General features: G+C 46.1%; 16 protein-coding genes and 1 riboswitch. All 16 genes read right to left on the bottom strand.

Features of this window, described 5'->3' with window-relative positions:
* Positions 1-1671 (bottom strand): GspE/PulE family protein, encoded by a 1671-nt coding sequence (locus Q8R38_03575; protein MDP3791107.1) that lies wholly within the window; start codon positions 1669-1671, stop codon positions 1-3.
* Entirely contained in the window at positions 1672-3063 is a 1392-nt protein-coding gene (gene atpD / locus Q8R38_03570) for a F0F1 ATP synthase subunit beta (GenBank protein ID MDP3791106.1), read from the bottom strand.
* Positions 3060-3932, bottom strand: a complete 873-nt coding sequence (locus Q8R38_03565; GenBank protein ID MDP3791105.1) for a F0F1 ATP synthase subunit gamma — start codon at positions 3930-3932, stop codon at positions 3060-3062. The genes atpD and Q8R38_03565 overlap by 4 nt, the downstream gene beginning before the upstream one ends.
* Before the next feature lie 27 nt (positions 3933-3959).
* On the bottom strand, positions 3960-5453 hold the full coding sequence (locus tag Q8R38_03560) for a F0F1 ATP synthase subunit alpha (protein ID MDP3791104.1): 1494 nt from the start codon (positions 5451-5453) through the stop codon (positions 3960-3962).
* A gap of 34 nt (positions 5454-5487) precedes the next feature.
* Positions 5488-6207, bottom strand: coding sequence for a F0F1 ATP synthase subunit delta (locus Q8R38_03555; GenBank protein MDP3791103.1), 720 nt, complete (start codon positions 6205-6207; stop codon positions 5488-5490).
* Between the two features lie 14 nt (positions 6208-6221).
* Positions 6222-6434, bottom strand: a complete 213-nt coding sequence (locus tag Q8R38_03550; GenBank protein ID MDP3791102.1) for an ATP synthase F0 subunit C — start codon at positions 6432-6434, stop codon at positions 6222-6224.
* Between the two features lie 4 nt (positions 6435-6438).
* A complete protein-coding gene (locus Q8R38_03545; protein ID MDP3791101.1) occupies positions 6439-6675 on the bottom strand; it encodes a hypothetical protein in 237 nt (78 codons plus the stop codon).
* Entirely contained in the window at positions 6676-7449 is a 774-nt protein-coding gene (locus Q8R38_03540) for a peptidase MA family metallohydrolase (GenBank protein MDP3791100.1), read from the bottom strand. It abuts the gene before it with no gap.
* Between the two features lie 38 nt (positions 7450-7487).
* Entirely contained in the window at positions 7488-8282 is a 795-nt protein-coding gene (locus tag Q8R38_03535) for a hypothetical protein (protein MDP3791099.1), read from the bottom strand.
* A gap of 75 nt (positions 8283-8357) precedes the next feature.
* Entirely contained in the window at positions 8358-20684 is a 12327-nt protein-coding gene (locus Q8R38_03530; GenBank protein MDP3791098.1) for a DUF2341 domain-containing protein, read from the bottom strand.
* 24 nt (positions 20685-20708) lie between these two features.
* Entirely contained in the window at positions 20709-21677 is a 969-nt protein-coding gene (locus Q8R38_03525) for a transposase (GenBank protein ID MDP3791097.1), read from the bottom strand.
* Positions 21678-21781: 104 nt separating this feature from the next.
* Positions 21782-21860, bottom strand: a riboswitch (cyclic di-GMP riboswitch).
* A gap of 62 nt (positions 21861-21922) precedes the next feature.
* Positions 21923-22207, bottom strand: a complete 285-nt coding sequence (locus Q8R38_03520) for a hypothetical protein (protein MDP3791096.1) — start codon at positions 22205-22207, stop codon at positions 21923-21925.
* The gene (locus Q8R38_03515) at positions 22204-22914 is read right to left on the bottom strand and encodes a tetratricopeptide repeat protein (GenBank protein ID MDP3791095.1); all 711 of its coding nucleotides are present in this window, start codon (positions 22912-22914) and stop codon (positions 22204-22206) included. The genes Q8R38_03520 and Q8R38_03515 overlap by 4 nt, the downstream gene beginning before the upstream one ends.
* Positions 22911-23519, bottom strand: a complete 609-nt coding sequence (locus tag Q8R38_03510; GenBank protein MDP3791094.1) for a tetratricopeptide repeat protein — start codon at positions 23517-23519, stop codon at positions 22911-22913. The genes Q8R38_03515 and Q8R38_03510 overlap by 4 nt, the downstream gene beginning before the upstream one ends.
* Before the next feature lie 10 nt (positions 23520-23529).
* Entirely contained in the window at positions 23530-23937 is a 408-nt protein-coding gene (locus Q8R38_03505; GenBank protein MDP3791093.1) for a tetratricopeptide repeat protein, read from the bottom strand.
* On the bottom strand, positions 23934-25359 hold a 1426-nt coding region (locus tag Q8R38_03500; GenBank protein ID MDP3791092.1), incomplete at its 5' end, for a secretin N-terminal domain-containing protein. The genes Q8R38_03505 and Q8R38_03500, both read right to left, overlap by 4 nt.

Genomic DNA, 25359 nt, shown 5'->3' with positions numbered 1-25359 from the left:
TTAATCTTCCAATTCCGTGGCGCGCAAAACCTCTTCCGGCGTGGTAACACCCATCTTTATCTTCACTATGCCGGAATCGCGCAGTGTCTTAAAACCCAGATCCTTCGCCTTTTTCGCTATCTGGGCGGACGACGCGCGCTGTAGTATAAGATCCTGAATCTCTTCGGTAACGAGTAATATTTCATATATCGCGGTACGGCCTTTATAACCTATAAATTTACATGACTCACACCCTTTGCCATGATAAACTTTTACATTTTTAAGGAAAGAAGGCAGCGTTTCTTTATTCTTCATCTCTTCCTTGCAGTCCGGGCATATCACCCTGACGAGCCTTTGCGATATAAACGCGTTCACGCTCGACGCTACCAGGTACGGCTCTATACCTATATCCATAAGTCTTGTCGCGCCGCTGGCGGAATCATTTGTATGCAGAGTGGAAAATATCAGATGTCCCGTAAGGGCTGTCCTGATGGCAAGTTCGGCCGTTTCAAGGTCTCTTATTTCTCCTACCATCATTACATCAGGGTCATGCCTTAATATGCTGCGAAGAGCGTTCGCGAATGTCAGCCCTATCTCCGGCCTGACCTGTATCTGCGTAACGCCGGGAAGCTCGTATTCTACAGGATCCTCTATAGTTATTATCTTAACCTCGTCGGTATTTAATTTTGTAAGGCATGTATAAAGAGTTGTAGTTTTTCCACTGCCGGTAGGGCCGGTCAATAGTATTATGCCGTGCGGCTTCTCCATCAGCGCTTCTATAGCCTTTCTCTCTTCGGGGAACAGGCCAAGATCGTCTAAATTAAACAATAGGTGCACCGGAAGTATCCTTATTACTACATTTTCCCCGTAAAGCGACGGTATTATCGAAATTCTCAAGTCGACCTGTTTATCGCGGACCTTTATTATCGCGCGGCCATCCTGCGGCAGGCGGCGCTCGACCACATTCAGGTTTGACAATATCTTTATGCGCGAAACTATCGCCGCGTGAAGATATTTTATCTGTTCCGGCACTCGCATATCATACAGGATGCCGTCTATACGCTGCCTCACGCGGATCCTGTCGCGGTACGCTTCTATATGTATGTCGGTTGCCCTCGCCCCGACAGCTTCGGATAATATCTGATTAACAAGTTTTATGACGGATGCGTCCTGGGCGGTCCTCTCAAGATCCTCCACCTCTTCCCTGGACGCCTTCTTTTCCTCAACTGTTACCGTGTCCTGAGTCATTATCTCTTCGACCGTCTCCGCGCCGATCCCGTAGTACAGTCTTATAGAATTCATAATCTCTTCTTCCGGCGCGAGAACTCTTTCGACATCATACCCGAGATGAAGCTTTAGATCCTCTATCAGCCATACCGCCAGAGGATCGGATACCGCTATAGTAAGCTGATTTCCCTTTATCATCAGCGGCATAAATTTATAGTGAAGGACAAATTTGGCCGGCACCCGCTGAATCAGGTCGGGGGATATGGAAATATCTTTAAGGTTGGGATAATACGGGAGGCAGAGCTGTTCGGCTAATATTTCGAGCAGCTTCTCTTCGGTTATCAGGCCAAGACGCACCAGGGTCTTGCCTAATATATCCCCGGACTTCTGGCTGGCCTTAAGCGCCTTATCAAGCTCGGCCTGCGTTATTAAACCTTTCTGAACAAGTATATCGCCTATCTTCATCTATATAAGGGCTTCCTCTATTTGGCCTATCATGTAAAATTTTTCATCCGGAATGGAATCGAGGCCTCCGGATACTATCTTTTCACAACCCGCTATCGTATTTTCCAGGCTCACATACGCGCCCTTCTGTCCCGTATAGGCTTCCGCGACAAAGAATGACTGCGTTAAAAAATTCTGCAGCTTCCTTGCCCTGTCAAATATGACCCTCTCCTGCTTGGAGAGCTCTTCTTTTCCGACGATAGAGACTATGCGCTGCAATTCATCATGTTTCTGGAAATGCCTTAAAACCTCCTGCGCTATATCAAAGTGACGTTTACCTATTATATAAGGATCGATAAACCCGGAGGATGATTCTAAGGGGTTTATCGCGGGATATATGCCTTTCTGAACGTAAGAACGCGACAGCGTTATTATAGAATCCAGGTGCGTAAATATAGCCACTACGGCCGGGTCGGTCAGGTCATCCGCCGGAACGTAAACGGCTTCCACGGAAGTAATGCTGGCCCCCTCGCGCGAACGTATACGCTCGTGAAACTGGCTTATCTCTGTCGTCAATGTCGGCTGGTATCCTGTCTCGGACGGTATCCTGCCCAAAAGCGCCGACAATTCGCTTCCCGCCTGTGAAAAACGGAATACATTATCCATGAAGAAGAGCACATCCTGGCCCTTGTCCTGCAGCGATTCGGCAAACGTGACACCTGTATTGGCCGCCTCAAACCTCGCGCCGGGGGATTCATTCATCTGCCCGAATATAAGCACCGACCTGTCGAGCAACCCCGTTCTTACAAATTCATAGTACAATTCATTGCCTTCTCTTATACGTTCGCCTATGCCGGCAAAAACGCATGAGCCGCGACGTTTCGTAATGACATTATGTATTATTTCCAGTATCAATACGCTCTTGCCTAACCCCGCGCCTCCTATAATACCTGTTTTCGAGCCCTTCATAAGCGGAAAGAGTATATCTATTATCTTTATTCCCGTCTCCATTATCTCGTATCTTAATTCTATCTTTTTATCGGAGTATAACACCTCGGGTTTGATCTTACGCCTTGTAGAAACGAGAGAATCTCCTTTTATCGGCCCTTTCCCGTCTATCGGCTGGCCCATTACATTCACTATCCGGCCGAATACGTTTTCAGCGTGCGGAACGAGAAGATACTGGCCGGTGGATTTCACGGGAGAATTTCTCTGTATGCCGTACGTCGGGGCAAGCGCGATACAGCGGCATATATTATTTTCTCTGTGCTCTACGACTTCAAGCACGACATCCTTAAGCTCACATGTCTTAAGAGTCATTATTTCATACATCGCCGGCATATCGTCATGGCTTTCGAACTGTACATCGACTATAGGGCCCGAAACAGCTATGACTTTACCCATATTACTCATGATGCCTTTCCTAATCCTATACGAGCGCTCAATATCTCACGTATTGTCCTGTCGGCCAACGCATGCACATGCTTAAAATACTGCAGCGATAATTGCTGTTTCATGCGCCCAAGCTCCTGCTCGCTGCCTTCAAGATGCATGAGCCGCGCTCCAAATTCGGAAAATTTGCTCGACCAGAATATATTATAAAGCACAACATCCAGCCAAAGATTAACCAGCCCTTCCGCAACGCTGTTTATAGAAGGCTCTATCAGAAGATCTTTAAGATCTATATTACTTGTGTTCTGCGCCGTATCGGACATTAGCTGGGCCGGAACTAACGGCAATAGCTGGGTAACGGCAACTTTCCACGATCCCACACTCGTCGATTCCGGATAAACTATCTTTACCTGCCCGATCCTTTTATTTGAATAACGGCTAATTATATGTTTTTTAATGCTCCTTAGTTCCGCAGGTTTTATATCTTCGCTTATACCGGGAAAGGGTATAAACGATTCGCTGCGGTCTTCAAAATAACCCGCCCCTCTTTCACCCAAAACGACAATTTCGTCGTTCTGGCTCTTCCTCTCTTCCAACGCGGCGTTTATAACAGCCGAGTTTAACTCCCCGACAAAACCATCGTCTGATGTAACCAAGATAATGCAGGAAGGGAGTTCTTTATCATAGAAGAATAATGGATGCTTTATCGCGCCTCTCTTAGATATAGCATCGAAGCACTCTTTAAGCATCATGAATAATTTATCCGACGCCCGTCTTTTTGCCTGAAATTCTCTCACCTGTATAGCGCTGCCGGCCTTGAGCGTTTCGATTACGGAGCCCAGGCTTTTATTCAACTCCAGATTCTGCTTTAACTCCGCTATTGGGATCATGCGCCTTTCTTGGTCCTTCGACTTCGCTCAGGACGAACCATGAGCTTTTGTCAAATGGTTCGTATCCTGGAAATAGTTCACTATATTACGGTCCAGCGACGTCGTTATATCGTCGGTAAGCGTCTGCTCTTTTTCTATTTTGTCGACCAGCATCGGTTCTACGTTGCAAAGATACTTGAAGAATTCTCTTTTAAAATTTTTCAGCACATCCGGCTTCAGGATTTCCAGAATGCGTTTTTTGAACGCGTAGAATATCACTATCTCTTCGGCCATGCTCACGGGCTTGCCGTTCTCCTGTATAAGAAGCTCTCTTAAGGTCTCGCCCCGCCTTATCTGATCCATGGCCTCTTTGGACAATTTCGTCCTTAGCCTTGTAAGTCTCTGGAGTTCTCGGTACTGCGCATATTGGAGCCTTAAGCCTCCGCTTACATTACGTATAGCGGGAGACTGAACTTTGCTTCCTATACGCGAAACGGACAAGCCAAGATCTATCGCCGGCTTAAACCCTTCATAGAATAAGGCGGAACTTAAATATATCTGCCCGTCGGTCATTGAAACCAGGTTCGACTGTATATAACCTGTGATATCGCCCTGCAGCGTGGATGCTATAGGTAAAAATGTCATCGTTCCGCCGCCAAGGCCTGCCTTTAATTTACCGGCGCGTTCCATCAACTGCGAATGGATATAAAATATATCGCCCGGGTAAGCTTCTCTGCCCGGCGGCCGTTCCAACAAAAGCGATAATTGCCTGTATGCCCACGCGTGTTTTGTAAGATCATCGAAGATGAGCAGGACATCCTGGCCATTGAACATGAAATATTCGCCCAGACACGCGGCTACATATGGCGCAAGGTATTGTTCGGCAGGCGTACTCGATGCGGTAGCGCATAAAACAATTGTGTATGGCGACGCGGCTTTTTCATTTAAAAGGCTCATCGTTTTTTTAAGCGCGGACTGGCTGCCGCCTATATAGCAGTATATGCAGATAACATTTTTGCCTTTTTGATTCAGGATAGCGTCGAGCGCGATAGATGTCTTCCCCGTCTGCCGGTCGCCGATTACAAGTTCTCTCTGGCCCTTGCCTATCGGGATCACCATATCAAGTATCTTTGTTCCCGTCTCTAGCGGCGCTGTCACCGGCTCGCGCTCCATAACTCCGAGCGCCTCGCGGAAGACCGGATAATTATCGGCCGCCTTTATGTCGCCTCTGGCATCTATAGGCCTGGCAAGACAGTCCACGACACGCCCGACAAACCCCGGCCCGACGGGAACCGTCAATAACTCAGAACGGCTCGTTACGGTATCACCTGTATTAATACTGGAATCGTCGCCGAGCACGATGACAAGGACTTCGTACTGATTGAACCCCATCACCATACCCTTTTGGCCGTGGCCAAAATCGACCAGCTGGCCAAATATGCAGGAAGGAAGTCCCGATACTTTTACTATGCCCTGTTTTACTTCTTTTACAGCGCCTACCTCGCGTATATCGAGGCTCGAAATAACTGTACTCTTTTGCATATTTAACCTTATCTACACCGCCCCCGGTGTAGGCTTATTGCTTTTTTAAAAGCGGCAGCGCCTTGCGCAGCCTGTTCTTCAAACTGCCGTCTATCTCCAAAGCATCGAGCTGTATAATTAAACCTGTTATCAATTCCGGTGTTATCTTTTCTGTTATTGTAACGGCTAAACCCATCTTTTCGGACAGGACCTTCTTGAGCTTCTCCTTCTCTTTATCGGTCAATGGAAAACTCGTTAATATATGCGCCTTGTTTGTCTTTACAGAAAATTTGTTCTTCTCCAGATCGGCTATCTCGTCTATGAGCTCGGCTATGAATTGCCGCTGAAGATCTTCCTTGCCCTTATGGCTGAAGGTGTAAGAGATAAGATCTACCGCCAGCTGCAATGATCTACCCTCCATATCCGACTCCATCTTTGCCTTTATCTTCTCAAGCTCTTCCTGACCGTGCGCGAAGATATTTTTACCCTGTTGCCTCGCGTCATCCTCGGCCCCAGTCCTGATTGCCTCAACTTCCTTCTTCGCCTGGTCTATAAGAGCTTTGGCTTCTTTTTTCCCTTTCTCTATCTCTTCAAGCCTGTCTTTTTTGGCGCCGTCGAGTTCTTCTTTTAATTGGTTTTCACGCAGCATTGCCTCGTCCTGAAGTGTTTTGAGCCTTTTGAGCGCGGAATTTAGATGGCGGGAAAATAATATCTTTAAAAGAACGGCTATCGCGATAAAAGTGATAACTTGTAACGCTACCAGCTGTAAAAGCATTTATATATGCCTTTCTATTTAAATATATTGAAGACCATAAGTATCGCGAGCACCGCTATGGCTTCAGCGAAGAGAAACGCTATTATCATCGCGGATAATATACGCGCCGAGGCCGATGGATTCCTACCTACCGCCTTAACCGCGGCCGCGCCGACGAGCCCTATGACGAGCGCCGGCCCGAAGGTGCTCAAGAACATTATTATTATAATAGTAAGATTGCGCAGCATCCCGTTAGACCTCCGCCATTATTTTAAGGACATTGCCTTCCATGTGCGCTACACCGTCTACTATGTGAATTATATCTTTTTTTTGGGGAGAAAATACTTTTATGCTGCCTTTTACAAGGCGGCATATTATTGGCTGGTGAAAATCCATTATTGAAAGCTCGCCCTCGTCGCCGGGCAGCACAACTTCTTTGGCTTCGCGGGAATATATCTCGTCAAAAACCGTATTTATATACACCTTCATCTATTGATTGGTATCTATCCTCTTCTCCGATAGGAATTTAAGCCATCCATCATTCATCTCGGAGAGGTCTTTGAATCCATACACCGTCTTGAGAGCCGCTTCCCAATTCTTATTATCTCTTAACACGCGGCAATAATCAACAAATTTTTCCTTGCCGTATTTTTCCAAAAGAAACTCTATCACGCTTGCCGCTTCCGCGTAAAATACACCGGGCATTACAAGCCCTTCTTTTACTATCCTTGTCAATTTTGGAAGAGGTATGAATACATGCGATTTAACCAAAACTTTCGCTATAAGAAGGTGCGACTTCCTGTTCTTCTCTTCCTGAAGGGATGATATTCCTTCATCAAGCCACAAAGGTATATCCGTCTTATATCCTATAAATTCCCTGAATATCAGATGGGCCATTTCATGCGGCAATATGGTCTCGAGAAACTCCTCCCTGCGGACAAAAGTCTTTATCGCTCTTTCCTTTATATATGCGGCCGCTCCCGACCATTCAGGCTGGCCGGTAGAATCATGATACTCCTTAGCTGTCGGATAGATATATATTTTGCATTGTTTTTCCCATGTCCAGAATTCAAATCGGCGGAATCCGAGCTGCTCCGTCATATCCTCATAATATTTTTCCGCGTATTTTAATACCTCGTTTACATAATCGTTGGATTCCGAATCTTTATAATATACCGCGAAATGGTTGCTCTTTTTTACTTCCCATAATGATCCCTCAAAACTTTCCGCACAGGCATAACCACATAAAATAAAAATCGTCATTACGAGCGACCAAAGGGGCCTTGCAATGACGATTTGTCTCACTTTTTGTCTCCGCGCAACAATTTCTCTATATTCTCGGCCGCTTCCAGCTGATCGTCACCGGCTTCCGCCTTTTTATCTTTCGGTTCCGCCTCATCCTCTTTCTTTTTTTCCGACGGAGTAGAGATATCCACTAACTTCATCTGTCTTTGCCATATAAGGTATGAGCCCGTGCCTATTATGCCCAGAAATATTATTATGATAAGAATGAGCCTCCACACAGCGGTTGCGGGAAGGCCCTTGGCCTGCGCGAGCAGGCTTCTTAATACAACGAGGTCCGCTTTAACGGACTCCATAAGCTTAACATTGTCCCTGTAATTCGATATATGGCGTTCGGGGTTCGCGGCGGGAACTCTCTGCCTGTCCTCGATCTCTTTTAGTTTCGATTCTATGCTCTGTTTTAAAAAAGCCATTCTGTCGCGAAAATCCGTATTCTCCAATAATTTAGACGTCTTGTCGGCTTCGCTTCTTATCGACTCTATCTCCTGGGCCGGCACCTGCCAGATATCGTGCATCTCTACATCCCGGTCAAGCGTCTGCCCCGGATCGAGCTGGTACTCGCCGTAAACATAATAAGAGCCCTGCTGATTATCATACGCTATTTCAAGGTCCCCCTTGTCAACGACATCTTCAGGCTTAACTTCTTTTGGAAGATACGCCTTTACGGTAACCGTCTGTTTTTCTGTTTTTGAAGGATTTGCCGCCATGACTTTGAGGACGATACCCGCACAGGAATTTGAAACTAAAATAGATAGACTCAATAAAAAAATCGCCAGGCACAATATCCGCTTCATATCACTCTCCTATAATATCTAACCAGGTTAGATATGGCAGGTTACCTGAGTATCTAACCTGGTTAGATATTTTTCCTATTTATATTCGAACCATGTCTGCGTAACGGGCTTATGAGCTATATTATCCACCATCTTGGTATTAATTTCCATGGCGGCTTTCAATTGCTGCGTTTTATTCTTAAGATATTTGATATCCTGGCTCTTCTCTTTGGAGACCTCGAGCAGTTTACTCAAATTCACATCCTGGTTGGCGCCGAGGGTCTTAAGCTCTTTACCTATATTTACAAGCTGGCTATATACCGATTCGATGTCATTGGCGCTGGACGCGACCTCTTTCACCTTATCCACCAGGTCGGTACTTATTTTGCCGAGCGCCGATTCTATGATACTAAATTGACTGTTTAATGTATCCGCCACGTCTTTAAGGTTGGACAGGCTTGTGGTCGTTCCCATGATTGTGGCTACCTGGCTGGCGACTTCTTCCAAGTCTGTCCTGATCACGGATATAAGCAAGGCATCCATGGTGCCCTTAGTTGGCTCGGAACATACTATCGTATAGTCGCCCACATTCCAACCGTACGCCATTAATATCTCATATTCATAGATACCCGGCGAACCCGCGACTTCAACCATCGGAGCCTGGGATATCACAAGCAAATTATATGGATTATACACGTCCATTACAGGAGCTAACCCGGCATAAGTCCGGTATCGAACCATGAGTTTCTGACCCAGGCGCACCGTGCTTTCCCTATTTAAGATCTCCGACCTTAAAACGGACTCCACTTTTTCCGTGATCTGCGCGGGAATAGTCTGTTCCGTGGCCGTCATTATCCTGGCTGTATCTTTCTTCAGCTCTTCCTTCGTAGCGTCTACCTTCTTCTCTATAGCGCCCGTCGCTTCGGTGATCTTCTGCGGAAGCGTCTGCTCTACCGCGGTCTGTATGGCCGTTGTCTGCGCCTGTATTACTGTTGTCTGGGACTCTATTGTATCGAGCTGTTGGGCCGCTTCCAGTTGTTTCTTTGCCTGTGTTACTTCAAGCGATGAGCCTGAAGTATATGTATTCTCGCCATAGATAAAAGCGGCCTTGACAAAATATGTCTTACCCGCCTGTAAACCGGTATTGTCCCACGTAAATTTGTAAACACCTCTGTCGTCGGGCAGGATAGCCGTAAATTGTTTTAACAGGGTATCTGTATCATAATCATACACAGAAATTGTTACCCCCTTAAAATCGTCCTTTACAATGGTATCGGCCACGCCATCTTCATTTGTATCTATGAATTTTGGTTCCACAAGGCGGCCTCTGCGTTCGAGCCATGTAGACATCTCCATCTTATCCGTTTCCGCCATGTAGGAAGTAGAGAGAAGGACATGCCATTCTATCGTGGCGGAAATCCTGTTCTCCATATCCACAATTACACCTTTCGCGGCGGTAGCGGCATCCGCTTTTACCTCAACTGTCCTTGTAAAATAGTCCGGCACGCCCTGGGCCGTGGGTTTGGTATTCCATGTTGTCAAGAATGTCCCGTAAGGGAATTCGTGCGATATGGGCGAATTTACGGAGAAATCCAGGACTTTCCATTCAGGGAAGTTCTGCGCGGCATCCGCGTTGCATTCTATGGTCAGACTCTTCAGGTTATCATACGTATCCTTGTCGATAATATAGAATTTTATTGTATACCACGATATCTCGAAAGTATTCGAGTCATTCTTGATCAAATCTGAAATATACGGATCCGCGGCAACCCATTCCCCGATCCTTATGATGACTTTTTTGGACGGATCTGCAGGGAGCTCCTGGTCCGTGCGCTCATTCGGTACTTTCCAGAGAAAGACACCTGTATTGTCTATGCCTTCAGGACCGGTTATACGGATAAAGTTAGCGCCGCCGTCTATACTATAGAAGACGCTGACTTTGGGGATACTCCCTCTTGTCTGCCAGCGTATCTCTTTTTCTTCGTTCGTCATCCATACCTCTTCCATGTCTTTTGACGGCGAGCTTATGTCAAAACCGCTTCTGATTGTAAAATAATTATTTGACTCATCACGAACTCCCGCTTCCCTGCCGACCATACTGACCCTTATCTTAACATGGGTGCCTGCGGGCACATTGGGATCATTCATGATATACCAGTTGAAACTCCCGTCGTTAGGAGTCGAATCAACGATAGTATACGCGGTTTCAAAATCATTCGCGGACATCTCTATCTTCACATTATCAACGGTCAATCCTTTTGATTCCCATGTAATCGGGATAGTGTCCTTATCTATAACGTAGTCCTCGGCCCCATCAGGAGAAAGAAGTCTAAGTTCAGGCTTTGTAATAATATTGAATACTGCTGATTCATCGATGACCTTTATGCCGCCATAATCCGCCACAACATCCTCTACTAAAATCTTCGCCTGGCTGCTTACCGGGATATCGGGCATTATCCACCCGGCGTGACTACCGGCATCGGCAAGGTTCGAACCGATTGTTATATCCTGTGTTTCGGTAATAAGCCGGATACGGACGGCATTCTCGTTTATATGTCCATCGGATTGCCACTTAATGACAGGGCTCTCACCATATGCGATATACTGTTCATGGACATTAGAGGAGGCGTTTTTAGCGACTATTACGTTTTCAAAAACGGGCCGGACGAGCGGAAGCACGGTTGATTCAAGCGTAGTCACGTTGGGATTTCCCGACTGCCATGGCGTAGTATCGGATATTTTCACCTGTGCGTTCGCGCATGGCGTAATGCCGATGTCAGGGACTTTCCATAAAAATTCCTTCTGGTTTGGAATAGGAGAAGCGCCTGCAATGTCGCGCCATCCTTCCGCCTGGGTAAAGTAATCGAGTTCCAGGCTATTGCTGAAAGCGCCGTTGTTATCGTCCCATTTTATCTTATACGTGTTACCTATGCGCATCTTATCGACTTCTTCCCCTGTCGCGGGATCACAAATCTTCAAAAACGTAAATTCAGGGATCGCGAATACCGTAAAAAGAGCGGATGAACCTTTTACTCCCCACGGCGAATCCACATCCGTTACTATTAATCGCACCTGACTGCCTACCGCCTCGGGCGGAATGTTAACCCACTGCGCCTCTGTGATATCCGCCGCAAGTCCACTGGCAATCGGAGGGCTCTGGATCTGCTCCACTCCGCCGACAGGCTTCGACCATTCAACTTTTATATTGCCCATCATCTTGCCTTCGGCCGCCCAGGATATGGTTTGCGTATCGGTTTCCGTCCATTTTACGCCGGATGGCGTGGAAACATTTATCCTCGGCGCCTCAACGTAAAACAGGCCTTCTCTTAGGATAGGGTCATCCCATTTTGTGACAATAGGAGGCGTATGTGAATCTTCGAGGATTATATACGATGTTCCGATTGGGATGCTTGTGCCACCGGGATTATCAAAGACATTCCACGAATATGCTGCCCCCGGATTATCAACCTGCCCCAGATAGACCGTAGCGCCTCCACTGGTACGACAAAATACCTTCACGGGATACTGAATACTGCCGAGGTCAGTCCAGCTTATAGTGTGCGGCGTCCCGACTTTCCAGGAAGGCCTCAAAGAAGGCTCATTTATCAGGAAAGAAGGGGCTTTAATATTAAATTCCCCCGTCTTGATAACACCGACTCCATCAGGATCCGTATCGGATATCTCTATAATGGCTTTATTCGCGCCTTTTGAATCAGGGGCATCCGCCGGGACCGTCCAGTTAAGGCTGCCGGCATTGGATGCTATGACAGCCGGATCTGTAACTTCTCCGATAATATATGTATGCGAGGCATCGGCTATGCACCGGACCCTTAATTTCTTTATAGCGCCTGTCTCACCGCCCGTCGTGGTCCAGGAGACCGTACCCTGTACTCCGATTACCCAATAATAGTCCGGGGTAGGCTGTGTTATCATTATTGTTGGGGATATTACATTACCGGTAGATGTATCGGTGACATTGTACCCTTGTCCCACCCAATAGTTATCGGTTATGCGTATCTTAAAGGTAGAGCCGATATTATTGGGGACACGCCATTGATAAGATTTTGCCGCTATCTCGGCCGGCGCCGGAGCGGGCGATACAGTCTGCCAGGCGCCGTTATCTATCGCATATTCAATGACTACGCTGTCATTCTTAATGTCACCTATGGTATTCCATGTTATATCATATGCACCTGTCGCGAACCAGCTCTCTCCGCCAGCAGGCGAAGTCAATTCAATCACAGGCTCACTAACGGTGAAAGCATTCTCGGATTCGGCTACATATAACGGATTGCCTGACGCATCCTTATTATGGCTTTCCACTCTTATCCTGCCATGATTTGTTACGGTAAGCGGAAAAAAGTCCTGGAATGTCCCTATATGCGTAGTTTTATTTACGCCAACCTGGGTAGCACCTTGCAGAGGCTGCCAATTAACAACCTCTGTTGTAGAGTAATATAGGTCATACTTTGCGTCGTCCGCCAGTTTTCCGGTTGTTTCCCAGGTAATATTATATCTAACACCCGCCGTGAGCGCCTCGCCGCCATCTGGCCAAAGTATTTTAATTTTAGGATTAGCCAGAATTTTGAACGCCTCTTGGGAATCGTCATAACGGGTATCTTTGCTATTATCGACTATCCTTATCTTTACCATTGCCTCTGTCTCTCCCGCAGGAATAACTTCGGAAGGTATCGGCCAGAGGAAACTTCCGGAGGCACTTGGGACATCAGGTGTCACGTCACCCGAATTCTCAACCGAATTAAAATCATCACGCGACCATTTTATGCTGAACGAAGTGCCGACAATCCCCTGATTCTGCCATTCTATCATCTTTGAGTCGCCAACAACCCAGACCTCGCCTCCGTTGGGTGCCGTAACAGTTATGGATGGTTCCGCTATCTCGAAACTTTCGGATGGCGGTGATATTACTTTTATATTAGTATCTCTATTGGCCGGGACGGTCTTCTCACTGACCCTCACTTTTACATTAGAAGATACCTCATTAGGGACCGACCAGTTATAGGTTCCTATCAAATCATTATTGGGATTGGCCGGGGTAGCCATGGCTCCTGAATTAACTTCAGCGATGAGATACTGCGCGCCTGCCACCGGATCGACCGTGTAAGGCCATGTAACGCCTCCGTCAACCGAATATTCCAATATGAATATTGGCGCGAATTGCTGGGTATTCGTCTTCCAATTTATTTCATAGCTTAACCCCGCTATCCATTTTTCTCCGCCGGCAGGGCTTTCGATCGTGATTTGAGGATGCGGCACGACCCCAAAGTCCGTTTTTGATTCAGTTATTACCTGCTCGTTCTGCTGGAGCACAATGCGCACCCGGACATTATCGGACTGCAGCGCCGGGGGAATGGCCCACTCAAGAACACCATCATCTTCCTGGTTGCTGGCGATAAGGTTAGACGGCGGATATGTCGCTCCGCTATCAATAGAATATAAGATCCTGAGCAGTGGATTTTCCGGTAACCCGCCGGTGCCAAAAGAGTCCCATGTTATATTATGGGTAGTGGTGCCCGCCTCCCAGATCTCGCCTCCAACAGGAGATGTCATAATCAAGCCTTTTATAATAAATTTCCCCGATGTCCCGCTAATGGCCCCAACATCGTTGGATGTTACCCTGACATAAGATGATAGGTTAGGATCGTCGCTGACAGGCCATGAATATTCACCGTCATTCTCGGCAGCGGCGGCTATCGTTTCCCAATTATTGATTTTATTAGACCAATACTCTATCTTTACCCCGCCTGTCGTATCCTCCAGGCCCGGCGCTGTCCATCTTATCGTCTGCGAACTGCCGATAGGCCACTCTTCGTTCAGAGCGGGAGAAGTGACCGCTATGACCGGTTCGATATAATCTATGGTAACACTGTTTAATACGGGCGTTGTTTTGCCCTGCGAATAGAGTATAGCCTTATACTGCATATACCGGTCATCGCCTACATACTTTGAATGGAGATCGTTTATCTTTTCCATGCCGGACGCGTCGGTATAGTATGTTTCGCCTGTTACCAGACCCACCGCTACCTTGTCCAGAGAAGGCGTGAAGGACCCGTCATCAGAATGTAGCCAGGCGCGATAGGAGAGTTCGCCCGAAGAGAAGCCCTGCATTGTCTGGAACTGCGCCAGATGTAAATTTATTTCGGCGGCGTTATTTGTCTGGCTATAGCCCATATCGGTTTTGCTCCAGGCCGAACCATCCCACCAATACCAGTTATACCCATCCCGTGAAATCTGGTATCTTATGTCTGTAGTGGCCGGCTTGTTAGCGACCTCGCTGAATAGGTTAATGTCGTCATCACTGTCATAGAAGACACCGTATATAGGCTGGACCACTGGGTTGTCCGTGTAGTAATTACCTGCCCCAAAATTATTTGCCGCGACATCAGTATATGGATGGATTACCTTACCCGTAAAATTACGGGGGCTGCCTATGCTATAGTTTTTGATAGTTGTCGTGAGGGTAGCGCTATTACCGTAATAGAAATAAATGGTTTTTATTTCATCGGCAGCAAGTGCCGGGATTTCTATTGTAACTTTCGCTGTCTTTGCTTCGAAATTGTAGTTCTCGGGATCGCAATTAGCGCCCAAAACTGTAACACCATCAGAATTTGTAACCATCATATCTTTTCTCGTGCCTTTTGTATGCGTCCAGTATTCAGACCAACCGTCAAGATTTATATCTATCAGGCTAAGACCCGGCTTGGCTGGCTTGCCGGAATTGTCCAGTATTATAGGCACCCTGTAATAAAAGATATTTCCCGCCCCGGGATAACCGGTTGGGACCGGTTGGTTGACGGACTCTTCTTTTACGACCAAGCCGAACCGGTTCTTGGTATCAGCTCCCACATACAAGTCTTTTATCTCTTTTTCCTGAAAATTTGTTTCAAACACCGAAATAAAATCTATGTCTCCGGTGTAATAATACTGCGGGAAACCAGCACCGTAATCAAGAGGATACACATTACCCACCGTAAGTTTAGTGGTAGAATTAGGATTAATGGGGGGAAGGAATTGGCTCCATGAAGTTACGGCTTGGCTCCATGTATCCGTTACTTGTCCGTCCATATAGACTTTTACAGTCTTGTCAGGGCTTAAGACAAGGGCCACATGATGCCAGGCATTATCAAACGGAAGGGCCTTCGAAGTGCTTCTGCTAAAGACATTGTCAATATCCCCATTACCCACACGGATATTCAGCTTTCCTGTATTCGGGTTTTCGAACATGATTATTATATTATAAGGATTTACAACCGATATGATCCTACCGCCATCAGGATCAGGTTTAGGCCTTATCCAGAAAGATAATGTTTTACTCCCGCCTGTATACGTAAAATTAGGACTAAGATCTGTCACCATATAATCACGCACCCCGTCCAGGCTCACAGCTTTAGATCCGAAAATGCCTGTTGATATCCGTTCCGGGGACACTGTCGGCGGAACCGGTTGAAAGTTTAGTTTATTGTTGACACCGTCCACGGAACCGGTATCGTCCGCATACGTATTGTGGGTGTCATCTTCAAAATCCCACCACGCCCTAAGGGTCGGGTGAGTAGTAAACGAACTATAGTCTCTTAAAGAAACGTCTGATTCCGAGACAGGCTGGCCGTTACCATAAACCATATATATCGTCTTTGAACCGCCGGCTGGCACAGTGGCCCTTATGTTAAACCAGGCGGCCTTGTTCGCGAAATCAAATGAACTTGTTAAATAGCTTATCTTGCTGGCCCCATCGTGAAACCTTACATCTGCGCCGTCAGGGCGGATATGCTGCCAAAAATGCTCATATGAAGAAGGTATGTGGACAGACACTATCTGGTTAGTTAGATCGGTTGCTGTCTTATTATAAAGGGTAAGCGCGTGAGAATAAGGATGGTCCTCGAGATCTTTATAGAGCCTGGCCACACCTGCTGTTTCATCGAGCTTAATATGGTCGTCTTTTTCATAGGATACCGCGCTGTCAAACGGATAATTAAAAACTTGCGTTCCGCCGGGCCCCAGCCAGGGAGGTGTATTAATATCCGTTAAACCGGCTGCGGTAGAAGCCGTCCTCATCTGGAAACGTATGTCAGTGCCTACAGGAAGAGTTTCACTCCACTTTATGGACATAATACGATTATTCGCACGCCCGGAATCGAATACGCGCGAGATAATCTCCTGCGTGGTGTAGCCATATCTTTCATAATCGAAATTTATCGATTGTAATTGCGGGGTCTCGCTTAGTTTGTCGGTAGCTAAAACGACCCTATATTGAAAATACCTGTCCGCAACGCGCATGGAACTTAAGGCATCCAAATCAACGGGATTCTGGATGGACGGCGCCAGACGCCACTCGACGGCGTCGTTAAGATTGGCGTCATTTCCCGACCGGGCCCTTATATCCATCATCTGTAAACCGTTGGCGTCCCAGCTTACATTACCCCAGCCATCATGGTTACCAACCTCCTTCATATCGGATACATATTCGCCTATTGAAAAGGCTTTGTAGCTGGACAACCTGCTATATGGGGACTGAAATATATAGAAATTTGTCCCGTCGGCGCAAGCCAATGCCGCAGGAGTTTTACTGGTAAAAGACGTAGGGATAAGCTCTTCCCATGAATCCGCAGTCATGGAATACCTTAAAAATACGGATGAATCATCGGTAGTAGAAAAAGAAATTCCCTGTAAATAATACATATAATTTCCAAATCCCGGGTAGACCATCTTAGACTGTGCTTCTCTGACATTCACAGGACAGTCCCTGATCTTAACCGAATTTCCAGCTGTACAATGATACTTGTATAAGGTAGGGGTATTGTTGCCCAATAAAATATATGCCCAATCGCCGGAACCGGGATAAACTATACTGCCGCCCGATCCTACTGAAGGCACAGTATATGCTGTTGCATCCCATGTCCCAGTTGCTATATTATATTTCCACAAAACCGTGCCGCCACCCTTGAGCGCATAAATATATCCCCCTACCGCAGTCAAGGCATTGCCGGCGCCAAATGTCCCTGGAGAGCTAAGCGTCGTCCATGTATTGGCAGGGATGTCATATCTATAAAATCCCGTCTGATTTTCGCCGCCTGTCACATATATGGCGCGCTCGCCGCTATAAGTTGATACCGCCATGCTGACTCCACTATTTGAAAATATTTGTGGGGAGGAAGATAACGAATCCCACGCATCACCGGCTATATCATAACGATAAAAAGTACCCGATGCATCTCCGCTAATATAATAAATATAACCGTTGTAACCGCACATCGCGCTGCCGGACCGTGGGGCTGACGGTAAAAACTTCGATGTGTCCCATGTATCTTTTACGGTGTGATAACGTATAAAATTCTCACCCCATGTCGCGTTATACGCGTATAACCAATCTTCCCCTGTATCCACTATGCTGGTAGCCGCTATACTGGTAAACTGCTGTAGGGGCGATGGTATAGCTGGGAGAGACTTAAGCTGGCTCCACGTCTGCGCAGTTGTATCATATCTTAAAAATAAATCGGATGGAGATGACGGTATGCAATACAGGTAATTAGAACCGGACTTATTGAATAAAGCGCAGCCTTCATCCGTAGATACCGGATTTGCGCCCCCTATTTTCCCCTTCGGTTCCCAGCTGGTTCCATCGAAAGCGTAAAGATCCCCGGTCCCCAATGCTATCACATAAATCTTACCGTTTACATACGCCATAACATTAGATTGCTTGGTAGAAACCTGCAACCCTGTAATAAGCGATGTCCAGCTATCCGCATCCGGAGAATACATATATAGGGTATTGCCACTCGGTCCTCCTACGGCATATACTGCCTCCATAGTGCCGTTCTCTGTATATCCTGCGCATACCTGTGTATTGGCATAAAATCTGTCTCCGGGGTTGCAGTCGCTCCATTGACCCGAGGATACATCATATTTATAAAGCTTGGTTGATCCGGATCCTTTTGTAATAAATAGAGCGTTCTTACCCTGTAGATAGGCAGCCTTTGTGCCTTTGGCTATCCAGAAAGGACACCTCATCAGACCTGTCCAGCGCCTTAAAGACGGTGAATAGACCCATATATGCCAGGCATCCATACCTGTGTTATACCAGGTGTACCCATATGCGAAATATATATTCTTATCCTTATCACTTACGGCATTACCTGCGATAGAGCCATGTCTGCTTACCACAGGTTCATTCCATGATTGGCCGGCCAGATCAAATCTGGCGAACCCGCCATCGCTATAACCATAAAGAGCATAGATGCTTGTCTCATCTGAAGTAAGCGCGCTGATACCATCATAAAATGGAAGGGGCTCTTTAAGTTCCCAGATATTTGTATCGATGTAATAGACAAGATTTTGAGAGGTACCACTTTTAAGAGAAGCGCGTATCTTTCCTTCGCCTACATAATATAAGTGGGCTCCTATACCCATAAATCCGGCTCCATTCCCAAACAGAGTCGGCGCTCTCGCCTGCCATTGGCCTATAACGCCATCCCCATTTCCATCCACGTCCTCCTCTATAGGCCCATATCTATAGAAGTTGCCGCTACCACCATCTGACGAGGCATATATATAGGTATAGCCATCTGATTCCTGATAACCCGGATATACCATACCGTTCCCACTAAACACATTCAGCGCATTTGCCATTGGTTCCCATGCCTGGCTGGTAACACCATACCTATAAAAAGTATTGGTACCGCTTGCGCGCAAGGCGTATATATAATCATTGCCCCCCGATCTGACACCGACTATTCCGGATCCGCCGCCCGCTGTAAGAGGAAAGGGAGGAAGGGATATGTCCCAGCTATCAGCTCCAGGAGCTTGACTGACATCGTAACGCCAGAAACCACTATTGTTATTTCCCTGCAAGCAATATACATATCCGTTGAGATACGTGATACGGTTTCCGGCAGAGCCGATATTATCCGGCAAAGACTTCAACTCTTCCCATCTATTACGGGAGATCGTGTAGCGGAAAAAATTATTAGTTGTATCTGCCGGCACATAATAGAGATAGTCGCTGCCGGGGCCTGGAGAGATCAATGCCATGCCATTTTTCCTAAGAGGCGCCTGTGAAAGGGTATTCCATTTACTATTTGTAACGCTGTATTCCCACGGACGTGTATAATTTTTCCCTGAAACGAGATGCAGCCGCGTGCCTTCACTCGCGGTGCCAATATCAGGATCGTATATCACGAAACCATATTCTGAAAGCTGGGCGGGTAAGTCATCCAGACGTGTCCAGGCCGGCGTCCCGGTAATAGGGCCAAATCTATAAAATCCGCGGTTTGTTTTTGTCGTGTAGTAAGGGCCCACATAAGTCTCTGAAATGCCGCATGCATATAAATATTCGCCGGAGCCGGGATAATATATCCTGGCGCCTCTCGTAAAACTCGGCGAATGGCCTGCGGTATCCACAGGCAATGGAGGCATATTCGTTGCCCAGACATTATCGGTAATTGTATATTTCCTAATGTTATTCGTATTCGGTATCGAAGCATAGATATAATTATCGCCTGGCTTGACGGACAAACTTGCTCCGCTATTAACCAAAATACCGGTCAGCCCGGCGCGGCCTCCCCATAGATTACTAAGAATGCCGTTGGGGTCATACCGGGAGTATATACTTGAATCTCCCCCGCTCAATACATATAGATAACCGTTTTTTGTAGACAGAGGACTACCTGTATGCGCAATATCCGCTCCAACATTGGCAGCCTGTGTAAGACGAATTGTATCGGTACCAAATTTCTTCCACTCGCCCGGACCGGGAGAGAGGAATGGAAATTTGGTATCACCTGGATCCGGGTCGGTAATTTCCGGAGGAAGGTAGAAATAAACCTCTTTTGAACCGCTGCCGCGCAATACATATATATACTCACCGTCATTAGTAACGGCGGTGCCTGCCGATACCCCCACAGGCAGGGGCTCCAAAAACTCCCATTTCGGAAATTTTGCGGGATCCGACATATCACTTATCTTTATCCTGCCGAATTGCCTGCCGTCTCCAGAGGCAAATATGCAATATATATAATCGCCCATCCTCATATAACGCGTGTAGACGCCCGGGGCAGGTATAGACGGCAACTCGCCCCATTGCCCGAGAGTGGCGGGAAAAGGATCCACTGTGGGCGCAAGTTCAAGGCTGGCATCGGGACTTCCAGCTATCATTACATTAGGACCCTTCGTACCTTTTAAAAAATCGCTCGCGGCACTATCTGTAACAGGCACGACTTCGGGATCAATCTTAAGTCCCGGACCGGACGTATTTATAGCGGCGGTTTTGTATACATAAGTGCTTGTAGGGGCCCAGTTCGAGTCGGTCCATTGGGAATAGGCGGCCCATATATACAAGGAGGAGAAGAGCATAAAACATGTCACCACGAAACCTGAAAACGCCCTCTTTGCAATTAAATTTGTCTTCATGGTAATCATCTTCTTTCTGATTTTTTAAGGCTGTTGGGATTTAAGCTGCTCTTCCAGCTCCCCGGCCTTTTGCTTCTCCATCTCAAGACGTTTTGTCATCGCCTCAAAAGAGACCATATCCGCGCGATATTTTCCTTCAAGATCTTTCTTAAGATCGTCTTTAGCTTTTAATAACCGGCCGCTGAATTCGGATTCCTTATTCTTAAGGTTGTCCTTGAATGCCGATGCCCTTGAATAAAGATAAAATGTCAATGCCCCGAGCAGGACAATTGCCACACCCGATGCCGCGAGAAATTTCCTGCCGGACATAATACCGAACATGGAGCCGGAGAGCGAACCTTCCGCGACCCTTAATTTATCGCTCTCGATTTTATTCTTTACCTTTTCCACAAATTCATCGGATCCTATTATGGGTCTTTTTGACAGCTCTTTGCCGAGATCCTGCAAAAAGCCAAGCGCTATGCCGGAAATAAAATCTTCATATTTTTTTCCGCTAAGATACCCCGATATCTCTCTTACCTCTCCTCCTATATTTATAATGGCCGTCTTCGCGTTCAGGTAAGCGGGGTAACTCGAATAGGGGTAATCCTTAATTTCAGCGGCTATGCCCAGGGCCTTAGGATTTAAATGTATATAAGCGGTAACATTCAACAGATTCGGGGATTTTTCAATAAGCGCCATCTTGTATCTTTCCTGAAACAGATGGCCGCTCTTTGAATATTTGCCATTGAAGTATTTTGTATAATTCGAATTAAGGCCATGCATAACCTGGGATATGGCGCCCTCATCATCCGGCTCTATGAGCAGGTGCAGGTGGTTTGGAAGGAGGCAAAACGCGAATAACTTGAACCTGTATTGCTCTTTAGCCTTTTTTAATAACTCCAGATACATTTGATAGTCACCACCCTCTCTAAAGATGACCTCATCATGGTCGCCCCGGGATGTAACGTAGCAAATGGAGTTTTCTATGTATATGCGTGGCACTCTGGGCATTGCTATCTCCTTTTTGTCATTTAAAACACCATTTCAGCGTGGCACTTTTCAAAATTTTGAAAAAAAATCCCAGGCTGCCTTGCCTGGGAAACAATATTTGCAATTTTGGCAGCCTGCCGTTCCGCACTTGGCGGACGCACTGCTTTGCGTCACCGTATTACTACGGGTTTGCCTTTTCCTAATTACTAACTTTCCTTACTTCTACTATAAGTATACCACCGGTTTTTCGTTTTGGCAAATTTATTTTATTTAACTTTTTTATCGCTTAAAATTTTCTCCATTTCCCGTCTTCTATTTTTTTCCTTTTCCAATTCTTTATATCTCTCAAAAAAAACTGCCATATCTTCTTTGTGTATTCGCTCTATCCGTTCTTTAATCAACTTCTGATCTTCGTTTACTTTATGTATAAGCTCTTTTGACTTGGCCTCTATAGCCTTCTTTAACATCTGGCTATCTATAAAAATGTACGCATCTATAAATATCAGCAAAATTATCAGAAGGGCAACAAGCCCGGTGACAATATGTCTCATTTACTCAGCCTGTTTATGCGGCCGGCTACCTCATCAATATCTTCAGCCCGCGGATTAATTTCGAGATATTTTTTATAGTGGGACATCGCGCGTTCGGCATCACTGGTAATCGTCTCATACAATATACCTAAATTATAATGAGCGTCCGCGTTGTCACTGTCAAATTCCAACGACTTTTCATATTCCTCTATCGCTTCATCATAAAGCTTGGCTTGCGCGTACGCCACGCCTAAGTTGTAATGATAAAGCGCTCTCTCTTTTTTTATGGCTGCCGATGTAGCGATTATCTTCTTCTCTAAAGACCTCTTCTCTCTTGCCAGCTTGTCATCTTTGGCTTTTTTAGCCGTAACGGCTTCTTTCTCTATGTCCTTGAGCCTTTGTTGCGACCTCTGCAGATCCGCCTCTTTTGCTTCTATAATTTTCTGCGCGCCCTCCAGTTTCTTATTCAACTGATCTTTTTCTTCAGCCAGCTTTGTATTTATCGCTAAGTATGAAACGGCATCGGAGGAGAGTTTTTCGCTCTTGCGCGCTATCTCTTCTTTTTCCTCGCGCACGCGGCCAAGTTCGGACTCTATCTTACCTATAATACTATTGCTCTGGGCAACTTTATTTTTCAAATTATAGGTATTAAGAACAAAAACAGCGCATAATATACTTAAAACTATTATTATCCCGGCCGCTACTATTAAAAAAGTTTTATCTTTCATGGCATTGACCTCTCAAGCGTCTTTATTCTTTCCTTTACAGTCTGCGCGTATAACCCCTTAGGGGATATTTCCATATATTTTTTATAGCATTCGAGGGCCTTCTTAGGATCATCTTTGTAGGCTGAATAGAGCAATCCAAGATTGTAATAACTGTAACCGGAACTCGGATCCAGCTTGATCGCCTCTTCGAAAGCATCCAGGGCAAGCGCGAAGTCCGCGTTTATAGTATGGGCCAGCCCCAGATTATAATACAACAGGGCCGTAAGAGACTTGTCCTTCTTTGCGCCCTTCATAGTATTTATCCTGTCATTAAACATGCGGGCCGTCTGATCAACCTGATCTTTAAGCACATATCTCCATTTAAGATAGGACGCGGCGTCATTCTCGGCTTTAGTCCTGCCTTTTTCGGATAAAAGACATTGCTGCAGGTTCTCATTTAATGAAATTATGTTCTTTTCCAGCGCGGCCTCATGACTTTTGAGCCGTATGTTCTGCACATAGAAAGCCGAAAGCCCGATAAAGAATATTATCGAAAGCGCCGCGGATATTCCGGCAATAAGGTAAAAAACGGCCTGATCTTTTTTATTTATCTTCTTTTTTGGCATCTTATCCCCTCTATCTTTTATTCTGCACCATCTCTATCAAATACCTTACCTCATCCTTATTCTTGGCGTCAGGATTAAGGTAAAGATATCTTTTAAAATGGGAGACGGCCTTTTCCACGTCTTTTCTTGTCTTTTGGTAAAGAAGCCCCAAATAATAGTGTATTTGGGCATTATTGGGATTATAAAATAACGACTTCTTATAAGCGTCTATCGCTTCATCCAGAAGGCCTGCTTTAGTATACGCTATGCCTAATTCTTCGTACATGCCGGCCCGCTCAGAGCTTAAGAGCGCGTTCTCCTCTTTCAGCTTTACCACCTCTTTTTCAAGCGATGCCTTATCGGCGGCGAACAAATTTACACTCCCCAGCATAAAGAAAAAAATTACAAAACATATAAATCTAAATGCTTTATTTCTCATTTTTTTATCCCTTTCATCTTTGAAGCGATGTCTTCTTTTTTGCTATTTGCATTCTGTCTATCTTTTTTGGCTCCTATTTCTCCAACTTTTTTATCTATAAGGTCTTCTTTGAGCGGCCTGGGGAGAACGTCTGCCGGATAGAGATCCTCCATAGTATGGTCATCCACGGGAGCTTCACCCGTTATTATATGAGGCGTGATGAATATTATAAGTTCGGTATTCTTCCTCTGGGTGGATCTATTACCAAAAGCCGCGTCCAGAACTTTGACCTTTGATAGATAAGGCCAGCCCTGTATATCATCTACGTTCTCTTCTTTCATCAGCCCCGCTATCATTATCATGGTGCCATCTTTTACTTTTACCACCGTTTCGGCCTCCGATGTCGCGATGATGGGTATCTGGCTCTTTAAGTATGTCGTGAGGATACTTTCCACTGTACTGACTTCCGGCTTTATCTTCATTACTATGAAGCCATCGCTCGATATGGAGGGTACCACATTTAACTTTACCCCTACATCCACGAACTGTACGCTTTCCGAGGTTACCGTGGTTGTTTGTGCCTGGCTTAAGGTCTGGCTCACATACGCGTCTCTTTTGCCTACCATTATCTTCGCTTCCTGATTATCCACTACGGCAAGACGCGGGCGGGATAATGTCTTGGTGTTGCCGTATGTCTGTAAAAATTTAAGAACGCCCGTATACTTATTGGCATCAAGGGTGCCTACTGTAACTTTCTGAAAAGCGCCGTCTATAAAAGTGCCCGTGGCCGGGAAAAGCCCTACCAGGGTCAGCCCTGTCAACTTGGCCCACTTTATCCATTCTTCATCGCCAAATATCTTCTTCCAGTCTACGCCCCGCTGAAACTGATCATTGAGCACAAGCTGCACTATCTCGGCTTCTATGAATACCTGCAGCGGGGCCGCATCGAAGGCCCTGATCACGTTTCTTATCTTCGCTATCTTGTCCGGCATATCCGATACCACTATCTTTCCCGATTTTTCATCGACAAAGACCTCGCCTAACCCGGGCGTAATGGCGCTTGATAGATGGGCCTTAATATCGGCCGGCTTCGCGTATTTAAGGTCAAAGACGGCGGTATCAAGAGGCTGATCGAGCCTGTTAAAGGCTTCTTCAAGCACTTTTAATCTTTCAGGTATATCTATAAGTATAACTGTCCCGCTCGACTCATCCACTATTATCTTGCCCACATCCGATTTTAACTGCCCCAACGCGTTAAAGACGACTGATGGCTTCGCGTAATTTAGCTTTAGACGTTTAATCCTTCTCTTATCGGTATATTTCTTGCCGTAAAGTTTCTCATACTCCAAAGATGTCATTACGTTTATTATGTCGCCTCTCCTGTCCGCGGCAAGGTCCTGGCTAAGTAATATTATATTAAAGGCGTCGTCGAATGAGAGGTTA

Source organism: Candidatus Omnitrophota bacterium (assembly GCA_030695905.1).
In the GTDB taxonomy this organism is placed as follows: Bacteria; Omnitrophota; Gorgyraeia; order 2-01-FULL-45-10; family 2-01-FULL-45-10; genus CAZHPY01.
Note: the sequence above shows the minus strand (reverse complement) of the source record. Positions and strands in the feature narration are given on the sequence as shown.